Origin of the sequence: Paenibacillus sp. HGF5, assembly GCF_000204455.1 — a bacterium.
GTDB classification, from domain to species: Bacteria; Bacillota; Bacilli; order Paenibacillales; family Paenibacillaceae; genus Paenibacillus_AQ; species Paenibacillus_AQ lautus_A.
Map to the genome: position 1 here is coordinate 1 of NZ_AEXS01000048.1, position 20,741 is coordinate 20,741.

Consider the following 20,741-nt stretch of genomic DNA (forward strand, 5'->3'; position numbering starts at 1 on the left):
TCTCGATCAGGTCGTCAATGCCCGTTCGTGAAGCATCCATTGCCGTGAATTCCACCACATCGCTGAATTGCCTCGCATAAGCCGTCATTTCACGCGCCCTTGCCACGACTTCCGGACGGCTCATGCGCAGCTGGTGGCGAAGATGGATGTCGGAAGAGGATATGAACAGGTGAATCCGCCTTCTGGCCGCATCCTGGGTTGCCTTGACGGCCGCATCAATATCCCCTTTTACCGCTCGCGCGAACCCGCAAATCTCCACCTGCTGCAGCTGCCTTGAAATGGCCTGCACAGCGGCGAACTCTCCGGGACTGGACACCGGAAACCCGGGCTCCATCACGTCAACGCCCAATTCCGCCAGCTTTCCGGCCAGCACAATCTTCTGCTCGGGCTGGAGACTTGCCCCTGGTGCCTGTTCTCCGTCCCGCAATGTCGTATCGAAAATTCGGATCGTTTTCTTGGATTCATTCATCTTCCGATATTCCTCCTTCGTTAGGGTACAACCCTGATTTTCATTCGATTGGATTCTGTTGTTCTATCCAACTGGTTATGTTCATGCACGTCCGCACGTCGACTTGCGTCCGCTTCCCACCCTGCTGCTGCCGGCAGCAAAAAAGCCCGCCATCTCTTGTATCATAAGAGACGACGGGCTAAAGACCCTCCGTGGTACCACTCTAATTGACACGCCATGCTGTGCAGCGATGCTGCCGCACGTACGTGTCCACTCACTGTCCATGATCTCCTCATGCCGGCCGGGTCATGAAGAGAAAGGACTTCCCGATGACGGAGGAACGCCGTAAGAGAGTCCTATCTGCATTCTTGGCAGCCGATCCGGATGGATCCAATCACCCCACCTGCAGACGTTCCCTCTTCCGCTCCCGGGCGAGATTCAAAGCTTGCTGTCGCTGCGTCGCACCAAAACCACAGCTCTCTGTAGACAGCTCCCTTCTACTGCTCCCGTTCATCGCGTTTATACGATATGCTGTTATGCAAATACCATGATATCCGGCTCCCCTTCACCGGGTAGCTTTGCCTCTTCAACATGGCTTCGTTGTTATATGCTTTCTGCCTGATCCGAGCCTCCCGCTGCCTAAGCATGCAAAAAAAGCCTGCCATCTCTTATGCAAGAGACGACAGGCTATCCTATCGCGGTACCACTCTTGTTGACTCTAATCCTAGGTCATTGCAAACCCGGACCTTAAAGCCCCCTCCATCGCCAAATCGCAAAGGATTTGTGCGCAGCCGTTCTCACGGAGGCCATCCCGTAGCAAGGTCAAACTCCGCAATTTCATCTATGCCTTAGAGGCATTTCAATGCGCGAGGTTCCCCTGCTCCGCTCCCAGGTGAGTTCAGGCTCCTGTCGTCTGCGTTGCACCTTCCCGCAGCTCTCTTCATCCAAGGTTCACCTTACTGGTCCTGTTCTTTGCGTTTCAACATTCTGGAATTTGATCATGATTATACGTTCTGGACAGAGACGTGTCAAGAAGCTTTAGCTTAATGTTCCGCCCAAAATTCCAGCGACATTTGAGGATCAGCCTTCATATCCAGCGGCGTAAAGCTCTCCCGCTTCCATTTCAAATGCGCCGCGGCCGCAATCATCGCTCCGTTATCGGTGCAATATTGAAATGGCGGGATCGTCAGCGGAATTCCTTCCTGCCCGCACCGATCGGACAATGCTTGACGAAGTCCGCGATTGGCGGCTACGCCCCCGCACAGCAGCAGCTGTTTGGCATCGTATGCTTTGACCGCGCGAACCGCCTTCTCCACAAGCACCTCCACGACGGATTCCTGAAAGCCCCGGGCTATCGCTTCCGTCCGAACGTCCTCTCCACGCATTTTGCTCTGATTGACGACATTTAATACAGCCGATTTCAAACCGCTGAAGCTAAAGTCATAAGAATCCGGCTCCAGCCATACGCGGGGAAGATCCACGACCTCCTCGGCTTCCAAGGCCATACGGTCGACATGAGGGCCTCCGGGATACGGGAAGCCAAGGGCCCTTGCCACCTTGTCGTACGCTTCGCCAACCGCATCATCCCGCGTCCTGCCGATTAACTCAAAGCTGCCCTCGTCTTTCATGTAGACCAGCTCGGTATGGCCGCCGGAAACAACCAGCGCCATGGAAGGATAGGAGATATCGCCCACAAAGCGGTTTGCGTAAATATGACCCGCAATATGATGCGTGCCGATCAGCGGCTTGCCCAGCGCAAAGGCCAGGCTTTTGGCAGCCATGACGCCCACGAGAAGCGCTCCGACCAAACCGGGACCCTGCGTGACGGCGATCGCCGACAAATCCTTCATTTCGATCCCGGCCTCGGCTACGGCCTGCTCAATAATTAACGTAATGCTCTCCACATGCTTGCGGGAGGCCACCTCGGGCACCACCCCGCCAAATGCTTTATGCGTTTCAATCTGGCTGGCAATGACGCTGGACAATACCTCGCAGCCATCCTTTACGACGGCAACCGAGGTTTCATCGCAGCTCGTTTCTATCGCCAATATGCAGCTGTGCTGCCGGTCTATTTTTTCATCCTTCATGATAGCCTTTGACTTCCTTCCTCGCCATCGTCCTCCCGATAAGGGGGCAGATCTGCCCACATGATGAGTGCGTCTTCCTGGTTATCGGAATAATACCCCTTCCGGACACCGGCTGGTTTAAACCCTTTTTTGATATATAAACGCTGGGCAACGTGATTGGACACCCGAACCTCGAGCGTCATTTTCTCCATCCCCATATAGGCAGCGGTCTTCATCAGTTCCGTCAGCAGCCGATCGCCCCACTTGCGTCCGCGATACTGCTCCAGCAGGGCAATATTCGTGACATGCGCTTCATCCACGATCGTCCACATGCCGGCATACCCTACGGTTCGGCCTTCGTATTCCATAATCATATAACGCGCAAAATGATTCAGTTTCAGCTCATTGTGAAAAGCTTCCTCGGTCCAGGGCACGGTAAACGCTTCGCGCTCCACCTTGAGAACCTCCGGTATATCCTCCAGGGTCATCAGCCGGAAGGACAAACCATCTTCACCGTCCGCCGGCTTCTTCTGCTCGTCCATAACGAATCCTACGCTCCCTTCACCGCTTGCGCAGCAGGTTCGCTTCCGCTTCGGAAAGCTGTGTATAATTGGGCACCAAGGTATGCACATCATCCGCTTCCCCGGCGAGTAATCTGGTTGCTCCCAGATACCCCATCCACCGGCCCTCCAGCGAGTACGGATGAATCCGGAGCCCGTCTCCAAACGACGGCTCCAGACCTCGGGCGGCCTCCGCATGAAGGTCCACTTCCCCGATAAACCATATGCAGACCGGGCGCTCCTCTTCAGGCAGCTTGCTGATTCGTTCCTTTATGGCTTCCACCCAGGTCTGCATCAGACGGATGCCGTCCGTCTCCATACGTACCGGCGCTTCCGCTTGGCGTTCGGATTCCGCAGCGAATAATGCCGTATACACCTGTCCCCGTCTGGCATCCAGCAGCGGAACGACCCAGTGGACTCCCTGTTCAGCCGCCGTCTCGCTCCATCCGGATTTCAAGCCCCCCCATGCCAAAGCATGCAGGCTGGATACCCCGACGACCGGAAGCTGATTAGCCCATGCCAATGTTTTGGCTGCGGTCACCGCTATGCGGATGCCCGTATAGGAGCCTGGCCCCAATCCTACGGCAATGCCGTCTACCTGGTCCATGCCGATGCCGGCTTCCGCAAGCGCCTGATCCATCACGGGGTGCAGGTGCACCGAGTGGTTGCGGTCCGCATTCGTGTTAACCTCCGACAGCAGCTTGTCCTGCTCCATCACGGATACCGCCAGCGAAGCCGTTGACGTATCCAGCGCCAAAAACCGCTGCTGCGGCTTTTTGTCATTGTTGTTCATTCGTGCTACCCCATTTTTCATTCAAATCCCGGCACCAATCGCCATAAGGCCCGCCCTGGCTTGAAAGCGTGATGATCCGGTTCGTTTCGCCCGTCGTTTCTAGCTGGATATGAAGATACTGCTCAGGCATAAGCTCGGTGATCAGGCTGCTCCATTCCACGAGACAAACCCCTTCACCATAAAAATATTCGTCCAGCCCAAGCTCATCCGCTTCATCGACCGACAAACGGTATACATCCATATGGTAGAGCGGCAGACGCCCCTCATATTCTTTAATAATGGTAAACGTCGGACTATTCACAACCCCGTTCACCCCAAGATGCCGTGCAAATTGTTGGGAGAATGCCGTTTTTCCTGCTCCAAGATCCCCGTCCAGACCGATGACGGTCCCCGGCTCCGCCCTCGCGGCCAGCCAAGCAGCAAGCTGCTCCGTCTCCTCCAGACTGCTTGAAGTCATTCGAAACCGGCCCTCCGTACGGCCATTATTCACTGATAACCCACCCTTTATTTAGTTTGCCCATATCTCAAAATACTTGATCTTCATTATATCGGTCCTCCCAATCCGCTGCAAGAACATGCGTTTTTCTGGATTGGCAGAGATGAAAAAAGAAAGGGTTACTCGAATTTCAAACACTGACACGATGTAGTCAAAGTTTAAGCACTATAGTGAAACCAACACCCGGAGGAACCATGATAAAAAACCATAGGAGGATGACAATGAACGGAACAAACCAACCGAATGCAATCTCTTCCTCAGAAACGACCATAACTCCCTTTCGCATTCAAATTCCGGAGGCGGACCTGATGGATCTTAAGGATCGTTTGGGCCGTACCCGCTGGCCTGATGATCTGGAGGATAACCACTGGGATTATGGGATGCCGCTTCCTTACTTGAAGAAGCTGTCCGCCTATTGGAAGGATTCGTACGATTGGCGTAAATATGAAACCATGTTAAATCAATTCCCACAATTTACGACCACGATCGATGGACAAAACATTCACTTCCTGCATGTTCGCTCACCTGAACCCGATGCGCTGCCTCTAATCGTTACCCATGGCTGGCCGGGATCGGTCGTGGAGTTTATGCATATGATTGAACCGCTCGCCAACCCAAGCAAGTACGGCGGAAATCCGTCCGATGCTTTCCATCTCGTTATTCCCTCCCTCCCGGGTTTCGGCTTCTCCGGGCACACAAAGGAACGGGGATGGAATATCGAGCGCGTGGCAAAAGCATGGGATGAACTTATGCGTCGACTGGGGTATGAACGTTATGGAGCTCAAGGAGGGGATACAGGGTGTATGGTTTCGGCTGAGCTTGGCCGGATTGCCGCAGGGCGTATCGTTGGCGTTCATTGCAATGGTTTGTCGGTGTTTCCGAGTGGCGATCCGGCTGAAACCGAGAACCTTACCGCTGCAGAGCAGCTGCGCTATGATGAATTAGCCGGAGGCGGCTTTGACGGGTCAGGCTATGCCATCTTGCAAGCGACCAGACCCCAGACACTATCCTACAGCTTAACGGATTCCCCGGTTGGCCAGCTAGCATGGATTGTAGAGAAGTTTAAGGAGTGGACCGATCCAACCGCTGGTCTTCCTGAAGAGGCGGTAGACCTTGATCTTCTTCTTACGAATGTCTCGATCTACTGGCTGACGGCAACAGCAGGCTCATCTGCAAGAATCTACAAAGAAAGCTCCGGCAATTGGGGAGCGCCGGCTCCGTATTCCTCGGTACCTACCGGCGTCGCGGTTTTCCCTAAGGACCTCTCGATCCGCAGTATGGTCAAGCGCCAATACAACATCGTGCACTGGTCGGAGTTCGACCGGGGCGGCCATTTCGCCGCATTGGAAGCTCCTGATCTGCTGATGGAGGATATCCAATTATTTTTCAGAGGGCTGCGTTAACGGCAAAATATAAGCAAAGCAAACACACCTTATCCGGTTTCCGACAGTACGGAACCCCGAACAAGGTGTGTTTTCATGCCATTTCAAGCTTCTGCAAGGAAGCTAAGCCCCTTTAAATCAGGCTATTCGCCTTCCTTCAGCCGGTCCACATTCACCGTCAGCGTATTGGTCGGACGGGAACCAACCTGAACGGTAGCCATCCCGTTCTGCGGATCGATCTGCTCGATCCAGACCGGCTCCCCTTCCAGGTTCACCTTATAGGTATCCTTGGAGTTAAAAATCTCCACGGCGCGCTGCATATCCATACGTTATGATCCTCCTTCTTCCGGTTCTCTTGGCGATTCGTCCACGACCTCCATCGTATCGGTGGTGGATGGGCCGATCAGTCCGTTATCCATCGTGACATTGCCTCCGCCAAGGCCTTCGTTAATCATCCGGTCAATATCGAACATGGTAGATTCCCGAGAGATCTCGCTCTCCTCCGAGGTCAGGCTGTTCCAATCCACCATGCCGCCGTTCACCGGTTCGGATGCGGAATGGTCCGAGGCTCTGTCCTTCTGTATCTCTTCCGACTTTTCGGTTTCTCTAGACTCCATCATGAAAAGATTACCTCCTTTTACAGGCAGCGTTCATCGTCAATATGCCACAAACAGGTTCTAATTATGCAATCCTGAGCTATAACTCATACTAGAGTCTTTTTTTGGGCACACTACTAGAGGTAGTTCCAAAATTTATCGTCGTTGTTTATAACGTTTACTACACGGTCATACCCAAAACATATTAGAACTTGATAGGAGGTTTCATAGAATGCATACGGTTTGGAAGGGCGCGATCAGCTTTGGTCTGGTGCACGTGCCGGTGAAGATGTTCTCGGCTACGGAAGACAAGGATATTTCGATGCGGTACATTCACAAAGAGTGCGGCAGCCCGCTCTCCTATATCCGCAAATGTCCGGTATGTGAAGAGGAGGTTGCCTGGGAAGAGATTACGAAGGGCTATGAGTACGAGAAGGGGAAATTCGTGTTGTTCGAAAAAGAGGAGCTGGAGCAGCTCGCCGAAGCGAACAGCAAAAACATCACCATTCTGGACTTTGTCGATCTGACCGAGATCGATCCGATCTACTTCCAGAAGACCTACTATCTCTCGCCGGATCAAGCAGGTGCCAATGCATATCGGCTGCTGCTGGAAGCGATGAAGCAGTCCGGCAAAATCGGCATCGCCAAAATCGCCATTCGCTCCAAGAGCAGTTTGGCTGCGATTCGCGTGCTGGATGAATGCCTGTCGATCGAGACGATTTTCTACCCGGATGAAATCCGGCCGATTTCGCAGGTCCCGAATTTGCCGGAGCGAACCGAGGTCAACGCCAAAGAGCTGGATATGGCCAAACTGCTGATTGACCAGTTGTCGACTCCCTTTGACCCTGAAAAATACACGGATGATTATCGCGAGCGCCTGCTGGATCTGATCAACAGCAAAGTGTCCGGCGAAGAGATCAAGATTGCCCCTGCCCGTCAGGAGACCAACGTCGTGGATCTGATGGCGGCCCTTCAGGCCAGCATCGAGGCAGTAAAGCCGATCGGAACGGACCCGGGCACCAAGCCGAAGCCGCGTAAACCGACCCGGAAGACCGCTGCCAAAGAGCCTGCAGCCAAGGTCAGCGGCGGGGAAGCTGACGCGGATGCACCGAAGCCGAAACGCCGGACGACCAAATCCAAGAAATCCGATTCCCCATCCTAAAGCCGCATGGGACAGATGCAAAATTTGCTGCCGAAAGAGCCGATGGCTCCGATCTCGACGGATCAGATTGCGACCGGCGAAGATTGGGGTTATCAGCTGAAATGGGATGGCGTACGCATTCTGGCCGGGCTTGACCAGAACCGCGTATCCCTGTATTCCCGCAAGCTGCTCGACAAAACATCCCTGTACCCCGAAATCGTTCAGGCTTTATCCGTCCTGCAGGATCGGCGTCTTCTCCTGGATGGCGAGGTCGTGTATTTTCATCCGGAGCTTGGCCGCCCCGTCTTTCAGAAGGTTCTTCAGCGGGAGCGTTCGCGTACGGTCAGTACGAGCGCTCCTCTGTTTACTTATGTGCTGTTCGATATCTTGGTGGATGGCGACGAAGACTTGCGCAAGCTGCCTTATCTGGAACGTCATCATCGTCTCAAGGAGACGGTTTCCGACATTCCGGGCCTGCTGACCGCCGATCTGTTTCTTGAAGGCGAACCGTTATGGGACTGGGCGGAACAGCGCGGTTGGGAGGGCATTGTCATGAAGCGCCTCTCCTCGCCTTACCGTGAGGGCAAAAAGCATCGGGATTGGTACAAAAAGAAAATTGCCGTGAACATGGCAGCCTCCGCCGTCGCCATGATCATCAGGGAAGGTCGCGTAGCCAGCCTCGTCATCGCAGGCGACGATGGGAACTACATCGGCCGTGCTTCCCTGGGGCTCAATGAGCAAACGAAGAAGAGGCTGCTGCAATATGCCGAAAGCCATCGTGCTGACGCGATATGGAGAACGCTCCATACCGACCTGAAGAAAGAACAGCTGGCCTGGCTTAGCCAGCCTCTATCAGTCCAGGTCACATTTCTCGAGTGGAGCCAGGATGGCATGATGCGCCATCCTAAACTCGTATCGATTGAGGGGGTGTAAACCATATGGCTCGTACCGTTAAAGGCACCCTGACGATCGAGGGGCAAGAGATTCAAATTACGAATCCCGACAAACCGCTGTGGCCGGAGGTCGGCATTACCAAGGCAATGTATTTGCAAAAGCTTGCGGCCATCTCACCTTTCTTGCTCCGGTACTGCCGGGGCAGGCTGCTCACGACCATCCGGTATCCGCACGGAGCCCAAGGCGAATCCTTCTACCAGAAAAATGCACCTGAGCCGCTGCCGCCCTTTGTTCAGACTTATGTGCACGAAAATATAAACTACGTGCTGCTCAACGGGCTGCCGGAGCTGCTCTGGCTGGGGAATCTGGCTGCGCTTGAGTTTCACCCTTCCCTGCATCTGGCAGGCAGCCATCTGCCCTGCGAATGGATGATCGATTTGGATCCCACGCTCCCGGAGGAGCCCCGGATTATGGAGGCGACGGCCATTGTAGGGGACGTGCTGAGCTCCCTGGGCCTGTCCTCCGTCCCGAAAACCTCGGGAGCGACCGGGGTGCAGATCATCGTTCCGATTCCGGAAGGCGTAACCTTCGATGAACTTCGAACGGTTGGCCAATTCGTGGGCCAGTACGTGACGGAGAAGTTCCCGAAGCTGTTCACCATCGAGCGGCTGAAGAAGAACCGCGGCGATAAAATCTACTTCGATTATCTTCAGCACTACAGCGGAAGGACGCTCGCCGCTCCTTATACCCCGCGGGCCCGGCGGCTCGGGACCGTCTCCACGCCGCTCACTTGGGACGAAGTCCGCCAGGACGTTTCTCCCACGGAGTTTCACCTGCTAAACATCGAAGAACGGCTGAGGGAAAAGGGCGACCTGCTGCAGACCCTGCCGCCCCAACCGATCGAGAATGTCATCCGGCATCTGTTGCCAAAGGGTAAGGCAGCGTCAAAAAGGAAAGGATAGCTGCTCAACATCGGGAGTAAGCTCCTCTCCGGAAACCGGGGCCGCCGGTTGAGGAAGCTTCCTTGGACGTACAGGAGCAGCCCATTCCCTCGCAGGGTGATCGTTGGCCCCTTCATCCGATGTATCGTTCTCCGAGGCTGCAATCGGTCCGGACCGGTTGACGGCAGCAGGTGCCCCCATGGTCAATCCGCTCATCCCATATTCGTTCAACAGCCTGGACGCCATCGACTTGAAGGAACGAACGTAATGCTCTTCCGCATAAGCGCCTTGCCCATATAACTCGCGGTAGGATTGAACCACCTCGGGGAAGTGGTGTTTCAGCGTTTCGAGGTACCATTTCTTCACGTCGCGCGACAGTCTTAGCAAGGAGATCATCGCAAAGGAAACGCCTCTTTCCTTTGCCTGGGACAAGAGCTCCTTCAGTTCCGGCTCCTCGTCCGTCAAAAAGGGCAGAACAGGCGCCACAAACAAGCCTGTTCTAATGCCAGCAGCCGATAACCTGTGGATTGCATCAAGCCTGGCCTCCGGATGAGGCGATGCCGGCTCCAGCTTCCGGATGACGTCCCCGCTCAGCGTGTTGAGACTTATGTTGACGGACACGTTCTCCATCCGGGTCAAGATATCCAAATCCCTCAATACGAGCGGAGAACGCGTCGTGATGCTGGTAGAAATGCGGTATTTAGCGAGCAGCTTCAGACATTCCCTCGTAAGGGTCTCCTTGCCCTCGATCGGCTGGTACGGGTCGGTTGCCGTTCCGATCGTCACCTGTCCGATCGATCTCCGCATCGCTTCAATATCATAGTTAAACTTCCTCGCAGCGCTCGACAGCTGCTTCTCCAGCGCTTCCGCCGCATTCGACTTCATAAAAATATGGTGCTGAAACTCGTCTTCCGCTCCCATCCCGATAAACGATTGAAATGCGCGGGCATAGCAAAAGCTGCAGCCATGTCCGCAGCCTCGATACGGATTGATGGACCAATCGAAGGGCATCCGTTCTTCCTTCACTCGGTTTAATGTTTGCTTGGTGGTTATGCGTTCATATTGCGTGCGAGCCATTCCGCTTCCTCCTCCCTGAACCTGCCATGATCTAGATCATTATCATTCATTTTAACAAACATATGTTCTTATTATAAGTGGGTTTTACTGGATTTACAAATCATGATTCCATGAATGCTTCATGATGACCGGATTGAAATCGGTCCAAGTACTCTTTATAATAAATAGATATCAAGTGATATATATTGAATGTTCTACATATAAATAACCTAAGGAGCTGTAGACATCATGGCACCAAAAACGAAGTTTACCAAACAAGATATCGTGGTAGCCGCATTCGACATTGCCAAAACGGATGGCATCGAGTCCATTACGATCCGAAAAGTAGCCGAACGTCTCGGCAGCTCCATCGCGCCGATCTATGTCAATTTCAACGACGTCCAGGAACTGCTTCAGCAGGTGGTCGAAAGAGCCTTGCAAGTGGCCAGAGGCATGATCATGGAGGAGCAATCCGGACAGCCCTTCCGGGATATCGGCATGGCAAGTCTCCGCTTTGCCAAGGAATATCCCGTGCTTTATCGGGATCTCATGATGAAGGACAATCCCCATATGAAGAATACGCCGGAACAACTGGGCGAGGTTATCGGGCTGATGAGGCAGGATCCGGAGCTCGCGGAATTTTCGGATCAGGAGCTGCAATCTATTTTATTGAACATGCAGGTGTTTCAGACAGGTCTCTGCGTCATGGTGGCAAACGATCTGTTCACGAAGAACGTGGATGACGAACAGATGATGAATATGATGGACGAAGCCGCTGAAGCGTTCATACGTGCCGCGCATGCTCGGAAACTTGAGAGGAACTGAGTCTAACTAAAGGAACGAAAAATTACGGTTTGCGGGAGGTAGGACGGGAATGGGAACAACCCTGAAGCAAGCGGTTCTGGATGCATGTGTGACTCAAACCGCCAATAAAAGAAATGTGTTTAGCACGGTGATGTGCGTCGAGGACCAGGAGCGGTCATTGTCCATAGTCAGCAGCGGAGGTGATATGCGGCCTGACGACCGCTATTTCATTGCCAGCGTGACCAAGTTGTACGTGACTGCCGTACTCTTGAAATTACGCGCGGAGCGGCGGCTCGAGCTCCATGATCCCATTGGCAAGCACCTGCCCGAAGAGATTATGACCGGGCTCCACAGGTTTAAGAACCGGGATTACGGCGAAGAAATCACCATCCAGCATTTGATGTCCAATACGTCCGGCATCCCGGACTATTTCTCGGGGACCGTTTTCTCGAATCTGATCGCCGGGAAGGATCAAGCCTGGAGCCTGGACCAAGTCCTGGCCGCGGCCAAAAGGAAATCGCCAAAATTCAAACCGGGGCAGAAGAAAAAAGCCCAATATTCCGACACCAACTATCGTCTGCTTGGCCAAATCATCGAGCATGTCAAGGGCGAAACCATACAGGCCGTATTCCAGGAATACATCTTCGACAAGCTCAAGCTGACGCAAACCTATTTTTATCATGACCCGGAGGATGCGTCCCCCATTCCGTTCCATTACAAGCAGAAGCGACTGGACCTTCCCTTGTATATGGCATCAGTCGGTGCGGAGGGCGGGATCGTCTCCACGGCAAGGGAAACGATGACGTTTCTGCGGTCCTTTTTTAACGGGGATTTGTTTCCGCTGGGTGATTTGAGGGAGCTCCAGAGGCAGTGGAACTTCCTGTTTGCTCCCGGCCCCTTCTTCTATGGCATCGGCATTTCAAGACAGCCGCTATCTCCTTTCAGTCTGGGTCGCGGACTCATCGGCCACTGGGGCCAATCCGGGGCATTTGCCTTCCATCACCCGGAGTCGGGCCTCTATTTCACCGGAACCGTGAACCAGGCCGTCGGTCAATCCGCCGCCGTCCAGGCCATGTCGCGAATCATTCGTCATTATGTGCGCGAGAAGAAGGCGCTGCGCCTGCAAGCCGATACTCTTTAAACAAAAAATGGCTCCACCCGCGCTAACTCTCGCACCGGGTGGAGCCTGAAATGATTGTATTAATGGATTGCCTTTTTCTTAAAGCGGCCGCCCTTCACATCATGGATGTTGCCGACGGCGACGAAGGCCTGGGAGTCCCAGTCTTCCACAATGGATTTGAGCTTTGCTTCTTCCAAGCGAGTGATAACCACAAAGATAACCTTCTTGCTGTCTCCGGAATAAGCGCCCTCGCCTTCGAGGTAGGTTACGCCGCGTCCCAAACGCTGAGTCAGCGCATCACCGATCTCCTTATGCTTATCACTGATAATCCAAACCGATTTGGATTGATCAATGCCTTCAATCGTAATATCGATCAATTTAAACGCAAGGTAATACGCAATCAGCGAGTACATGGCATGGTCCCAGCCGAAAATGAAACCTGCGCTGCCTAGAATGAATACGTTGATGAACATCACGATTTCGCCGACGGAGAACGGCGTTCTCTTGTTGATCAGAATGGCCACGATTTCCGTGCCGTCCAAGGAACCGCCGGACCGGATAACAAGGCCGACCCCGATTCCGAGAAGCACGCCGCCGAACACGGCCGCAAGCAGCGGATCGATCGTGATCGGATCGACGGGATGCAGGAAATAAGTGCCGATGGACATGACCAATACGGCGAACAGCGTGGATAATGCAAAGGTTTTTCCGATCTGTTTATATCCCATAAACAAAAACGGAAGGTTGAACAAAGTCAGGAATACACCCAGCGGAATATCGGTGATATGGGAAACCATAATCGAGATTCCGGTAATCCCTCCGTCGATAATCTTGTTCGGCACCAGAAAGATTTCCAGCCCTACTGCCATCAAAATCGCGCCGAAAGTTAAGAACACCAGACGGCGGAGAAGCTTCAAGGTCGCTGAGCCTGCCTTGGGATTCTCCGGCTTCTGCTGCTCCGCTTTCACTTGCGCCAGAATCTTCACATCACTTGACATAAATCTCCCCCGTTCAACTTTATGAAACCAAGCTAATATATATTTATAAGTGGATCCTATATAAATATTCTATCATATAAATAAAAGCGGGACATAGATTTTTCGCAGTTTATCCTGCTTTTTACTCGGATTTCCGTCATTCTCACATCTCATGTAAAATATTACTTTTACAGCAATGGCGACAGCATCCTGCACATAATTTCGGCCGCTTTCTGCCATCTTCCGCGCTGACGGAACACCTCCGCATCAATAAGCCTGCTATGTTGCAGATCCTCCTTAAAATCCGAAACCAACCGCTCAATAGGCAGCCGATCGAACAGTACGGCCGTCAGCTCGAAGTTACAGAAGAAACTCCGCATATCCATATTCGCCGTACCGACCGAACCGAGAAGCTCGTCCACAATGAGCACCTTGGCATGGATGAACCCTTTTTCATACTCGTAGAACTTGACTCCTGCTGCCAGCAGCTCTTCCACGTAGGACAAGCTTGCCATCTTGACGAGGCGGGAATCGGCGTGATCCGGAATAATGATCCGTACGTCCACGCCGCTCACCGCAGCCGTCTTCAGGGCTTCATAAATTCCTTCATCGGGAATGAAATACGGCGAGGTGATCCATATCCGTTCTTTGGCCACGGAAATCGCCCCGAAGCACATTTCCTGAATGGCATTCCAGTTCAGATCCGGTCCGCTGCTCAATATCTGGACTTGCTCCTCCCCGGTGCATTGATGCTCCGGAAACAGCCCGAAATCCGCAATGCGCTCCCCGGACGCGAGCTTCCAATCGTGCAGAAACACATTTTGCAGAAAATAGACCGCATCCCCCTTTACTTCCAGATGCGTGTCGCGCCAGTAGCCCATATTCGGATATTCGCCGAGATAATCGTCCCCGACGTTAATGCCGCCCAGAAAACCGATCGTGCCGTCCACGACGACGATTTTGCGGTGGTTCCGGTAATTGATTCTGCGGCTGAACATCGAGACCATTGCGGGCAGGAAGAAATAGAACTCCACTCCCGATTCTTTGAAGCGTTGAATGAACGTTTTCTTGAGTTTATAACTGCCCAGCCCGTCACAAACCAGGCGCACCTTGACGCCTTCCTGCGCTTTTCGGATCATGACGTCCTGAAACTTCGTGCCGATCCGGTCATGACGAAAAATGTAAAATTCCACGTGAATGTGATCCTTGGCCTCCTCCATTGCGTTCAGCATGGCCTCGTACGTCTCTTCCCCATCGGTCAACACCCGGCTTTGATTACAGCCCGTGATGGGACTCTCCGACAAGTGATTGAGCAGATTGAACAAACGGTCATTATGATGAAAGCCGGGATTGTTCATATCTCCTTTTCTTCGGACGACCGCCGCCCGATCCCACAAATGTGCCCTGATTTCCTGAAACAAACGGGAACCCCGCTTGCGAATCTTCAATCGCTTCTGATAATCCTGCGCCACAAAGAAATAGAGTACAAACCCGATAAAGGGGAGGCAAAATAAAATAAACAGCCATGCCACGGCCTTGGACGGATTTCGAAACTCAAGCAGCAGCACCGCAACCATCTGCAAAATAAAAGTAATAAGTGCAACCAGAAGCCACACCATATCGGCAGCCTCCTCACGATAAATAATATATTGAGCAGCCCTTTGTCAAAACGTTTGAAATGAAAGAAAAGCAATTAACTACACTACATCATTGACCAATTCCATATGTATTTATTCAATTACCCAATGCGGCGCCATACTGAATAAGTTCTCTTATCTAATAATTTTTGACATGTTCTTCGAAAGAATAGAATACATACTAGATAAGGAGTTGGCCAAGTCTAGCGGGTACCCTTGTGAACCATAAATAATGCATGGAAGGGAGATGCCATGAAAACCGCACACCGTAAACAACGCTTAACCTTGCTGGTGCTTCGGGATGCCCAGCATTCAGTCAAACAGGTCCATCTATCCAAACCTTTGATGATAGCGGTGCCCGCGGCCGCTATTTTGTCCATCGCCGGACTGATCGTTTCCCTCCAAATCCAGTCGGCTCAGACCATCTCGGGGCTGGAGCAGCAGCTGACGCTGAAAAGCCTGGAAGCCTTAAAGATGGAAGTGACGGTCACCGATAAGGATGAAGCCATCGAACGCCTAAATAAAGCGATCATTCAGCTATCGGGTGAAGCAGAGCAAACGAAGGTCCAGATGGAGCGCGTTCAGCAGCTGGAGCAGGAGCTTCAGCAGTTTATTGAGAAGCACGGCAGCCTGTCCGGCCAGACCTCCTCCATCGCTGACGAGGATAAGCAGCATGTCGGCGGTGAATTCATTGCCGTTCATGAGAATGAAATGTTAAACCTCGCCAGGGAGACCCAGGATGATTTCGAGAACATGCAGCAGTTGATTTCACGCATGGAGCAGCATATTCCGCGTACGCTGGATCAGGCCCAGGAAACCCAGGAAAGGCGTGAGGGCACGCCTTCATTATGGCCAACCACCTCCAAGCGGCTCACCTCGAATTTTGGTTATCGAAGCGATCCTTTTACCGGCCGCTCGGCCTATCATGCCGGCATCGATATTGCCGGGAAAACCGGCGATCCTATCTATGCCGCAGGCGCCGGCGAGGTAACGGCAGCGGAACGCAGCGGGGCGCGGGGGCTGTATATCGTCATCAGGCATCCGAATGGTCTGGAGACGTGGTACATGCATCTGGACAGCCTGGACGTGTCGGCTGGCGATCATGTCGAGCAGGGCGAAACGATTGGCAAGCTGGGCTCCTCCGGGCGAAGCACGGGCCCTCACCTTCATTTCCAGGTCGTCAAAAACAATCAGACGATTGACCCTTTGCCTTATCTGCAATAAGCACACCATCCATTTTCGAATAGGAGGCATGACATATGAAGAAGAAAAACAAGAAAAAACGGGCGTCAGAGCGGACCGATACGCTGATCGGGCCAGGAAGCGAAGTGGAGGGCGTACTGCAATGCGAGGATGACCTGAGGATCGACGGCCGCTTTAACGGCTCCATCGAAAGCCAAGGCTGCGTCACCATAGGCGAAGCCGCGATTGCCCGCTCCAATATTTCCGCTCGGGAAGTCATCGTGGCCGGCAAGGTCTATGGAGATGTGACGGCGGAAAATAAACTGACGATTACGACAACGGGGCAAATGTACGGGGATGTTCACGCCGCTTCCCTTATCGTTATGGAGGGCGGGCTTCTTCACGGGGCAAGCCGGATGGATCAGCAGACCTCTACTCAGGAAGACTCGAAACCCACTGACGCCGCACTGCCCCTTCAGCGTCCGGAAGCAGGTTAACCCGGCGTATGGACGACCACCCGAATTCGAACACGATATCCGCTTCGGCCGGATCCTGCAGCCGACACAATCAAAGAGCCCCTTCTCATCCATGTGATCCACACGGCGGAAGGAGCTCTTTTCTCATCGCTATGAATTATGCTGCTACGTCTCTCTTGGTGAAGGCCAGCCACGAGACCAGCATGAACAGTAAGCAATAGACGGCCAAAATCGCTACAGAAAAGCCAAGCCCCACGCCTCCCGGCCCGACGGGCGAGCTGATGTACCCGCTCAGATCGGTGTGAAGAAAGAGCAAATACTTCGCCCATACAAACCGCTCCGGGTTAAAGATAAAACCGAAGATATCCTTCGTGAACAGGACCAGCAGCGATAATCCAATCGCAAGCCCGCCTGAACGGAATACCGTGGAGAGCATAAACGCAATCAGCGAAATGACAAACACCTGGATCGTATCCGTCAGCAGGAGCAAGAGGGAATTGCTCATGGGCGATCCATCAAATCCGTCCGAGAATCCGGCATTGCCGGAGAACAGCAGCATCGAGACAGCGATGCCCACCACCATGGTGATTCCCGCACAGAGCAGCCCGAACAGACACAAGGCGGCGAATTTGGATAACAGAATCTTCCCCCGGCTCCACGGCCGGATCAGCAGCAATTTGATGGTGCCCCCGCTAAATTCCCCGGCCACGATATCCGCAGCGATGACAACCGTGAAGATCGCGCTCAGGTATATGGTGAAACTCTCCGTCCAAGTGAACACGGTCCAGACATCCATCGGCGCATCCGTCAAGTACAGCATGACAGGCATGGCCGCATTAAATAAGACAAGTATGCCCAGCATGACCCATGTCCGCACGCGGTAGTAAATTTTCATATTCTCATTGGCAACAAGACGGGTAAAGTTATTCAACAAGAGATCCCCCTCCCGTCATTTCCAAAAATTGATCCTCCAGCGACCGGGTAACCGGCTGTATGGCATATACGCGTATGCCCGCTTCGACCAATGCCGCATTGATGTCCGCAATCATATCCCGGTCACCGCGAACAAGGACGCGATGCTCCCGGGCTATCGCCTGGTAGTCCTGAAGGAGCGCTGCGGCGGCATCCGCGTCGCTGACGGTAAATGCCGTCTCTTCAAACATCCGCTCTCCCCCGTCCGTGCGAAGCTGCCGGATATCGACCAGCTTGCCGTGACGGATGATACCGACGGTATCGCACATCAGCTCCATTTCCGACAGCAGATGGCTGGATACGAATACGGTGGTCCCTTCCTCCTGCGTCAAACGCCGCAAATAATCACGCAGCTCCCGAATGCCCTGCGGGTCCAAGCCGTTCGTAGGCTCGTCCAGGATCAGAAGTTTGGGCCGGTGCAGCAGCGCCTGTGCCACCCCGAGCCGTTGGCGCATCCCCAGCGAATAAGTCTGCACCTTCTCATGGATTCGGTTCCCGAGCCCGACGAGTTCCACCACTTCGTCGATACGCTCCTTCGTAACCCCCTGCATCATGCGTGCAAAATGCTTCAAATTATTGTAACCGGATAGAAACTTGTACATTTCCGGATTCTCGACGATCGCCCCGATCTGGGCAGCAGCCTGCTCATAATTTTTCCGAATGCTGTATCCCCCGATGGTTATATCCCCTTGGGTAATGGACATCAGCCCGACCATCATGCGGATGGTTGTCGTCTTGCCTGCCCCGTTCGGCCCAAGGAATCCGAAGATTTGTCCAGGTGCGATATCAAAGGTCACATCATCTACCAGAACCTTCGACGATATTTTCTTCGTAACCCCGAGCAGTCTTACCAGCGGTTCCTGCTTCATGTGAATTCTCCTTTGCTCCTAACGAAACAAGTTCAATATTCCCCATTATACACAATACCAGGCATGAGTCTAATAGACTCCGCTCCAAGCCGTCTGAATCAGCCAATCATTCAAAGGTCCTGCGCCATGTAAAATAGCTCATTAGATGCAGCCGTTTTGCACTTTCCACATATGCCCATAGGCATATCGTATCGATAAAAACCGGTTTTAAACACGCTGACTCCCTCGATCATCGACACGATCCGACGACAACATATACAGTACATTTTCAGTTCATTTTCCATGAATGTTCCACTCCCAATAAGAAATGGCTTGATATAATGGTTGTTGATACAGAATGTATCCTAATAAATTTGCACTCTTTTGTCAAACGAAAACATAAATATTTCTTGGTATTTAAGGACAATTAGGTGAATTGGCATCACTCCAACCGATGCTTGATCATATTTTGTATGAGGATAACATTCCGACAGATGGGAGGGTACGAAAATGCCTGTATTGAACAGTCAAGCCAATGTGAAAAATTTCGGTGCAAAAGGTGATGGCGTTTCAGATGATACGTTAGCCTTCCAACAAGCGATCCAAGCGTGTGCCTCCGGTGCATATTCCGTCATCTATATGCCTAAAGGCCGATATCGCATAACGCAAACCTTGGTATTACCGAAACAGGAAAGGCCCAACACCAACGCCACGCAAGGAATTGGACTTACCATCTACGGGGACGGAATGTATGACAGCGGTATTATTTATACGGGAACAGACTTTGCCCTATACAGTGATAAAGACATGGCCGAGACTATCTTATTTAGGGATTTTTATATTAACCACGCTGCGGGTGGAGGCATCTATCTGCCGCAGGGCGCACACCAAATGTTTGAGCGTTTCTTCTCAAGCGCATGCGGTGAAGGAAAATTCGGAGTTTATATTCAGGGGATGCGAAGCGGGACGAATCCCACCTCGGGCTATGGAGGCTATATGATCTCGTTTCGCGATTGCCGTTTCTGGCAGGAGACGGGTTACTTGGGTACGGGCTTAAAGTTAGAGGATATTGTGTTGTGCACAACGATTGATAGCTGTTTCTTCTCCAGGTCTGTGCGAAATTACCCCCATCTGGAAATTGTGAATTCGGACAGCATTCATATAACCTCAACGGCGTTTGAGAGAAGCGAACAAACCGTCCCCCCTGCTTCTCCTGCAGAGGGACGCACCGAGGAAGATGTCATGAGGGATGCGATTGCGGCGAATCAAGTGATGACCGCCCCACTCATCAAGCTGGATAATGCCCGTGCCGTTTCGATCGAAGAATGCCACGCGGAAGCGACCTATGAGAGCTTTGTGGGAATTTACGGACATACGTCAGGCGTGTGGATTGACGGATGCCGTCTGGATCACTACGCGATCACGGATTACAATCCCAATAAAGGATACATCGTCACCGTAGATCCGGGTTCTACGGCATCGCAGGATATCATCCTCGGACCGCGTAACTACCGGATTCAAGCCAATCATCCCAATACGACACACGGCACGCTTATCAAGGACCCTGTCGGCTGCGTAGTTGTCGAGAATATCGCGGACCGGACATCATTTCGGGATGCGTTCTATTTAACGGAACGACGTACCGTACCTTATATCGGCTCCTCTGGCCATAACCTGCTTCGAAACCCGTCTCTCAGCGCCATGTTTACGAATGATGTCCCGTATTCCGTCGAACCTGACCCGGATTTTGCCTTTAAACAAGCGGCTCCATCCGGCTGTATCGTCACCCAAAGTTCGACCGGCTCAAAGACCAAGCTCCGTATGAGAACCGTAGAACGTCTGCATAAGCATGAATATTACACCTTCGTGCTGTCTGGCACGAACCTGTCGGGGAAATCAACGCCGCTATTTATTGATATCGGCGGGGACACCAACGATCTGACTCTTATTCTTCCTTCCGGCTCCGAACGATTTACCATTACGAAAACGTTCAAGAAATACTACACGGACATCGTCGACCTCGTGGTATACGAGCCGCTTAATCTCCAAGTCCATTCGATATTCGTGCTGCCGAATCTGGTAAATAACATTCCTTACGGGGAGGAAACGATCGCAAGTTCGGCTGTCTTTACCGAATTGGTTCGCTCCAGCAGCATGATCCTCAGTCCGTTGCCTGCGATACCGGCTGCTTCTGCTGCCCACCGCGGCCGAATCATCATGGTTGAGGACAGTAACGGGGTAGATTCGCTGTATATTTGCAAACAGCGTTCAAAAGGCGTCCATTCCTGGATCAAGTTAGGATAATCGATGCGATGGTCATGATGCAATACAACACAGAGAGGGTGAAGACTT

Annotated in this window: 20 protein-coding genes, 1 pseudogene and 1 other annotated feature; of the genes and pseudogenes, 9 read left to right on the top strand and 12 right to left on the bottom strand. The window is 52.7% G+C overall.

Annotated elements, in window-relative coordinates; translation table 11 throughout:
• From HMPREF9412_RS07800 to tsaE, 5 genes and pseudogenes are all read right to left on the bottom strand, one after another.
• Positions 1 to 469 (bottom strand): annotated as a pseudogene (locus tag HMPREF9412_RS07800) (2-isopropylmalate synthase); the annotation flags it as partial.
• 163 nt (positions 470 to 632) lie between these two features.
• Positions 633 to 971 (bottom strand) — a binding site (T-box leader).
• A gap of 520 nt (positions 972 to 1,491) precedes the next feature.
• Complete coding sequence (gene tsaD, locus HMPREF9412_RS07805; protein ID WP_009590916.1) at positions 1,492 to 2,535, bottom strand: tRNA (adenosine(37)-N6)-threonylcarbamoyltransferase complex transferase subunit TsaD; 1,044 nt, start codon at positions 2,533 to 2,535, stop codon at positions 1,492 to 1,494.
• Positions 2,532 to 3,056 carry a ribosomal protein S18-alanine N-acetyltransferase gene (rimI, locus tag HMPREF9412_RS07810; RefSeq protein ID WP_009590890.1) on the bottom strand — a complete coding sequence of 175 codons (525 nt, stop codon included), beginning with the start codon at positions 3,054 to 3,056 and terminating at the stop codon, positions 2,532 to 2,534. The genes tsaD and rimI overlap by 4 nt, the downstream gene beginning before the upstream one ends.
• A gap of 19 nt (positions 3,057 to 3,075) precedes the next feature.
• Complete coding sequence (gene tsaB, locus HMPREF9412_RS07815; protein ID WP_009590883.1) at positions 3,076 to 3,867, bottom strand: tRNA (adenosine(37)-N6)-threonylcarbamoyltransferase complex dimerization subunit type 1 TsaB; 792 nt, start codon at positions 3,865 to 3,867, stop codon at positions 3,076 to 3,078.
• Complete coding sequence (gene tsaE, locus HMPREF9412_RS07820; protein WP_009590900.1) at positions 3,854 to 4,324, bottom strand: tRNA (adenosine(37)-N6)-threonylcarbamoyltransferase complex ATPase subunit type 1 TsaE; 471 nt, start codon at positions 4,322 to 4,324, stop codon at positions 3,854 to 3,856. The genes tsaB and tsaE overlap by 14 nt, the downstream gene beginning before the upstream one ends.
• Before the next feature lie 260 nt (positions 4,325 to 4,584).
• Here tsaE and HMPREF9412_RS07825 point away from each other — a divergent pair, with 260 nt between their 5' ends.
• Entirely contained in the window at positions 4,585 to 5,766 is a 1,182-nt protein-coding gene (locus HMPREF9412_RS07825) for an epoxide hydrolase family protein (RefSeq protein ID WP_009590904.1), read from the top strand.
• 122 nt (positions 5,767 to 5,888) lie between these two features.
• Here HMPREF9412_RS07825 and HMPREF9412_RS07830 read toward each other — a convergent pair whose 3' ends face one another.
• Both HMPREF9412_RS07830 and HMPREF9412_RS07835 read right to left on the bottom strand, forming a co-directional pair.
• Positions 5,889 to 6,071 carry an H-type small acid-soluble spore protein gene (locus HMPREF9412_RS07830; RefSeq protein WP_009590903.1) on the bottom strand — a complete coding sequence of 61 codons (183 nt, stop codon included), beginning with the start codon at positions 6,069 to 6,071 and terminating at the stop codon, positions 5,889 to 5,891.
• 3 nt (positions 6,072 to 6,074) lie between these two features.
• A complete protein-coding gene (locus HMPREF9412_RS07835; protein ID WP_009590911.1) occupies positions 6,075 to 6,365 on the bottom strand; it encodes a hypothetical protein in 291 nt (96 codons plus the stop codon).
• A gap of 208 nt (positions 6,366 to 6,573) precedes the next feature.
• Here HMPREF9412_RS07835 and ku point away from each other — a divergent pair, with 208 nt between their 5' ends.
• Genes ku through ligD form a run of 3 tightly spaced genes read left to right on the top strand, consistent with a single transcriptional unit; the run spans position 6,574 to position 9,338 of the window.
• A complete protein-coding gene (ku, locus tag HMPREF9412_RS07840) occupies positions 6,574 to 7,503 on the top strand; it encodes a non-homologous end joining protein Ku (protein ID WP_009590885.1) in 930 nt (309 codons plus the stop codon).
• A gap of 15 nt (positions 7,504 to 7,518) precedes the next feature.
• Positions 7,519 to 8,415 carry an ATP-dependent DNA ligase gene (locus tag HMPREF9412_RS07845; RefSeq protein WP_009590905.1) on the top strand — a complete coding sequence of 299 codons (897 nt, stop codon included), beginning with the start codon at positions 7,519 to 7,521 and terminating at the stop codon, positions 8,413 to 8,415.
• 5 nt (positions 8,416 to 8,420) lie between these two features.
• Positions 8,421 to 9,338, top strand: coding sequence for a non-homologous end-joining DNA ligase (gene ligD / locus HMPREF9412_RS07850; RefSeq protein ID WP_009590907.1), 918 nt, complete (start codon positions 8,421 to 8,423; stop codon positions 9,336 to 9,338).
• On the opposite strand, the gene HMPREF9412_RS07855 is transcribed toward ligD, so the two are convergent.
• Positions 9,321 to 10,394, bottom strand: a complete 1,074-nt coding sequence (locus tag HMPREF9412_RS07855) for an SPL family radical SAM protein (protein ID WP_009590891.1) — start codon at positions 10,392 to 10,394, stop codon at positions 9,321 to 9,323. The genes ligD and HMPREF9412_RS07855 overlap by 18 nt on opposite strands.
• Before the next feature lie 228 nt (positions 10,395 to 10,622).
• Between HMPREF9412_RS07855 and HMPREF9412_RS07860 the strand changes: the two genes are divergently transcribed.
• Together HMPREF9412_RS07860 and HMPREF9412_RS07865 are read left to right on the top strand one after the other, a co-directional pair.
• Entirely contained in the window at positions 10,623 to 11,198 is a 576-nt protein-coding gene (locus tag HMPREF9412_RS07860) for a TetR/AcrR family transcriptional regulator (protein ID WP_009590887.1), read from the top strand.
• A gap of 49 nt (positions 11,199 to 11,247) precedes the next feature.
• Complete coding sequence (locus HMPREF9412_RS07865) at positions 11,248 to 12,318, top strand: serine hydrolase domain-containing protein (protein WP_009590912.1); 1,071 nt, start codon at positions 11,248 to 11,250, stop codon at positions 12,316 to 12,318.
• A 59-nt stretch (positions 12,319 to 12,377) separates the two neighbouring features.
• On the opposite strand, the gene HMPREF9412_RS07870 is transcribed toward HMPREF9412_RS07865, so the two are convergent.
• Both HMPREF9412_RS07870 and cls read right to left on the bottom strand, forming a co-directional pair.
• Positions 12,378 to 13,295, bottom strand: a complete 918-nt coding sequence (locus HMPREF9412_RS07870; RefSeq protein ID WP_009590915.1) for a YitT family protein — start codon at positions 13,293 to 13,295, stop codon at positions 12,378 to 12,380.
• 167 nt (positions 13,296 to 13,462) lie between these two features.
• Positions 13,463 to 14,893 (bottom strand): cardiolipin synthase, encoded by a 1,431-nt coding sequence (cls, locus tag HMPREF9412_RS07875; RefSeq protein WP_009590913.1) that lies wholly within the window; start codon positions 14,891 to 14,893, stop codon positions 13,463 to 13,465.
• A 270-nt stretch (positions 14,894 to 15,163) separates the two neighbouring features.
• On the opposite strand from cls, the gene HMPREF9412_RS07880 reads away from it, so the two are divergent.
• Both HMPREF9412_RS07880 and HMPREF9412_RS07885 read left to right on the top strand, forming a co-directional pair.
• The gene (locus tag HMPREF9412_RS07880; RefSeq protein WP_009590895.1) at positions 15,164 to 16,135 is read left to right on the top strand and encodes a M23 family metallopeptidase; all 972 of its coding nucleotides are present in this window, start codon (positions 15,164 to 15,166) and stop codon (positions 16,133 to 16,135) included.
• Between the two features lie 35 nt (positions 16,136 to 16,170).
• Positions 16,171 to 16,590, top strand: coding sequence for a bactofilin family protein (locus HMPREF9412_RS07885; protein ID WP_009590902.1), 420 nt, complete (start codon positions 16,171 to 16,173; stop codon positions 16,588 to 16,590).
• 136 nt (positions 16,591 to 16,726) lie between these two features.
• Here the strand turns inward: HMPREF9412_RS07885 and HMPREF9412_RS07890 are convergent, their stop codons facing one another.
• Positions 16,727 to 17,500: an ABC transporter permease gene (locus tag HMPREF9412_RS07890; RefSeq protein WP_235201877.1), complete on the bottom strand. Its 774-nt coding sequence runs from the start codon at positions 17,498 to 17,500 to the stop codon at positions 16,727 to 16,729.
• The gene (locus tag HMPREF9412_RS07895; RefSeq protein WP_009590892.1) at positions 17,493 to 18,410 is read right to left on the bottom strand and encodes an ABC transporter ATP-binding protein; all 918 of its coding nucleotides are present in this window, start codon (positions 18,408 to 18,410) and stop codon (positions 17,493 to 17,495) included. Before HMPREF9412_RS07895 ends, HMPREF9412_RS07890 begins: the two co-directional genes overlap by 8 nt.
• A gap of 489 nt (positions 18,411 to 18,899) precedes the next feature.
• On the opposite strand from HMPREF9412_RS07895, the gene HMPREF9412_RS07900 reads away from it, so the two are divergent.
• On the top strand, positions 18,900 to 20,693 hold the full coding sequence (locus tag HMPREF9412_RS07900) for a glycosyl hydrolase family 28-related protein (RefSeq protein WP_009590893.1): 1,794 nt from the start codon (positions 18,900 to 18,902) through the stop codon (positions 20,691 to 20,693).
• Positions 20,694 to 20,741 lie beyond the last annotated feature (48 nt).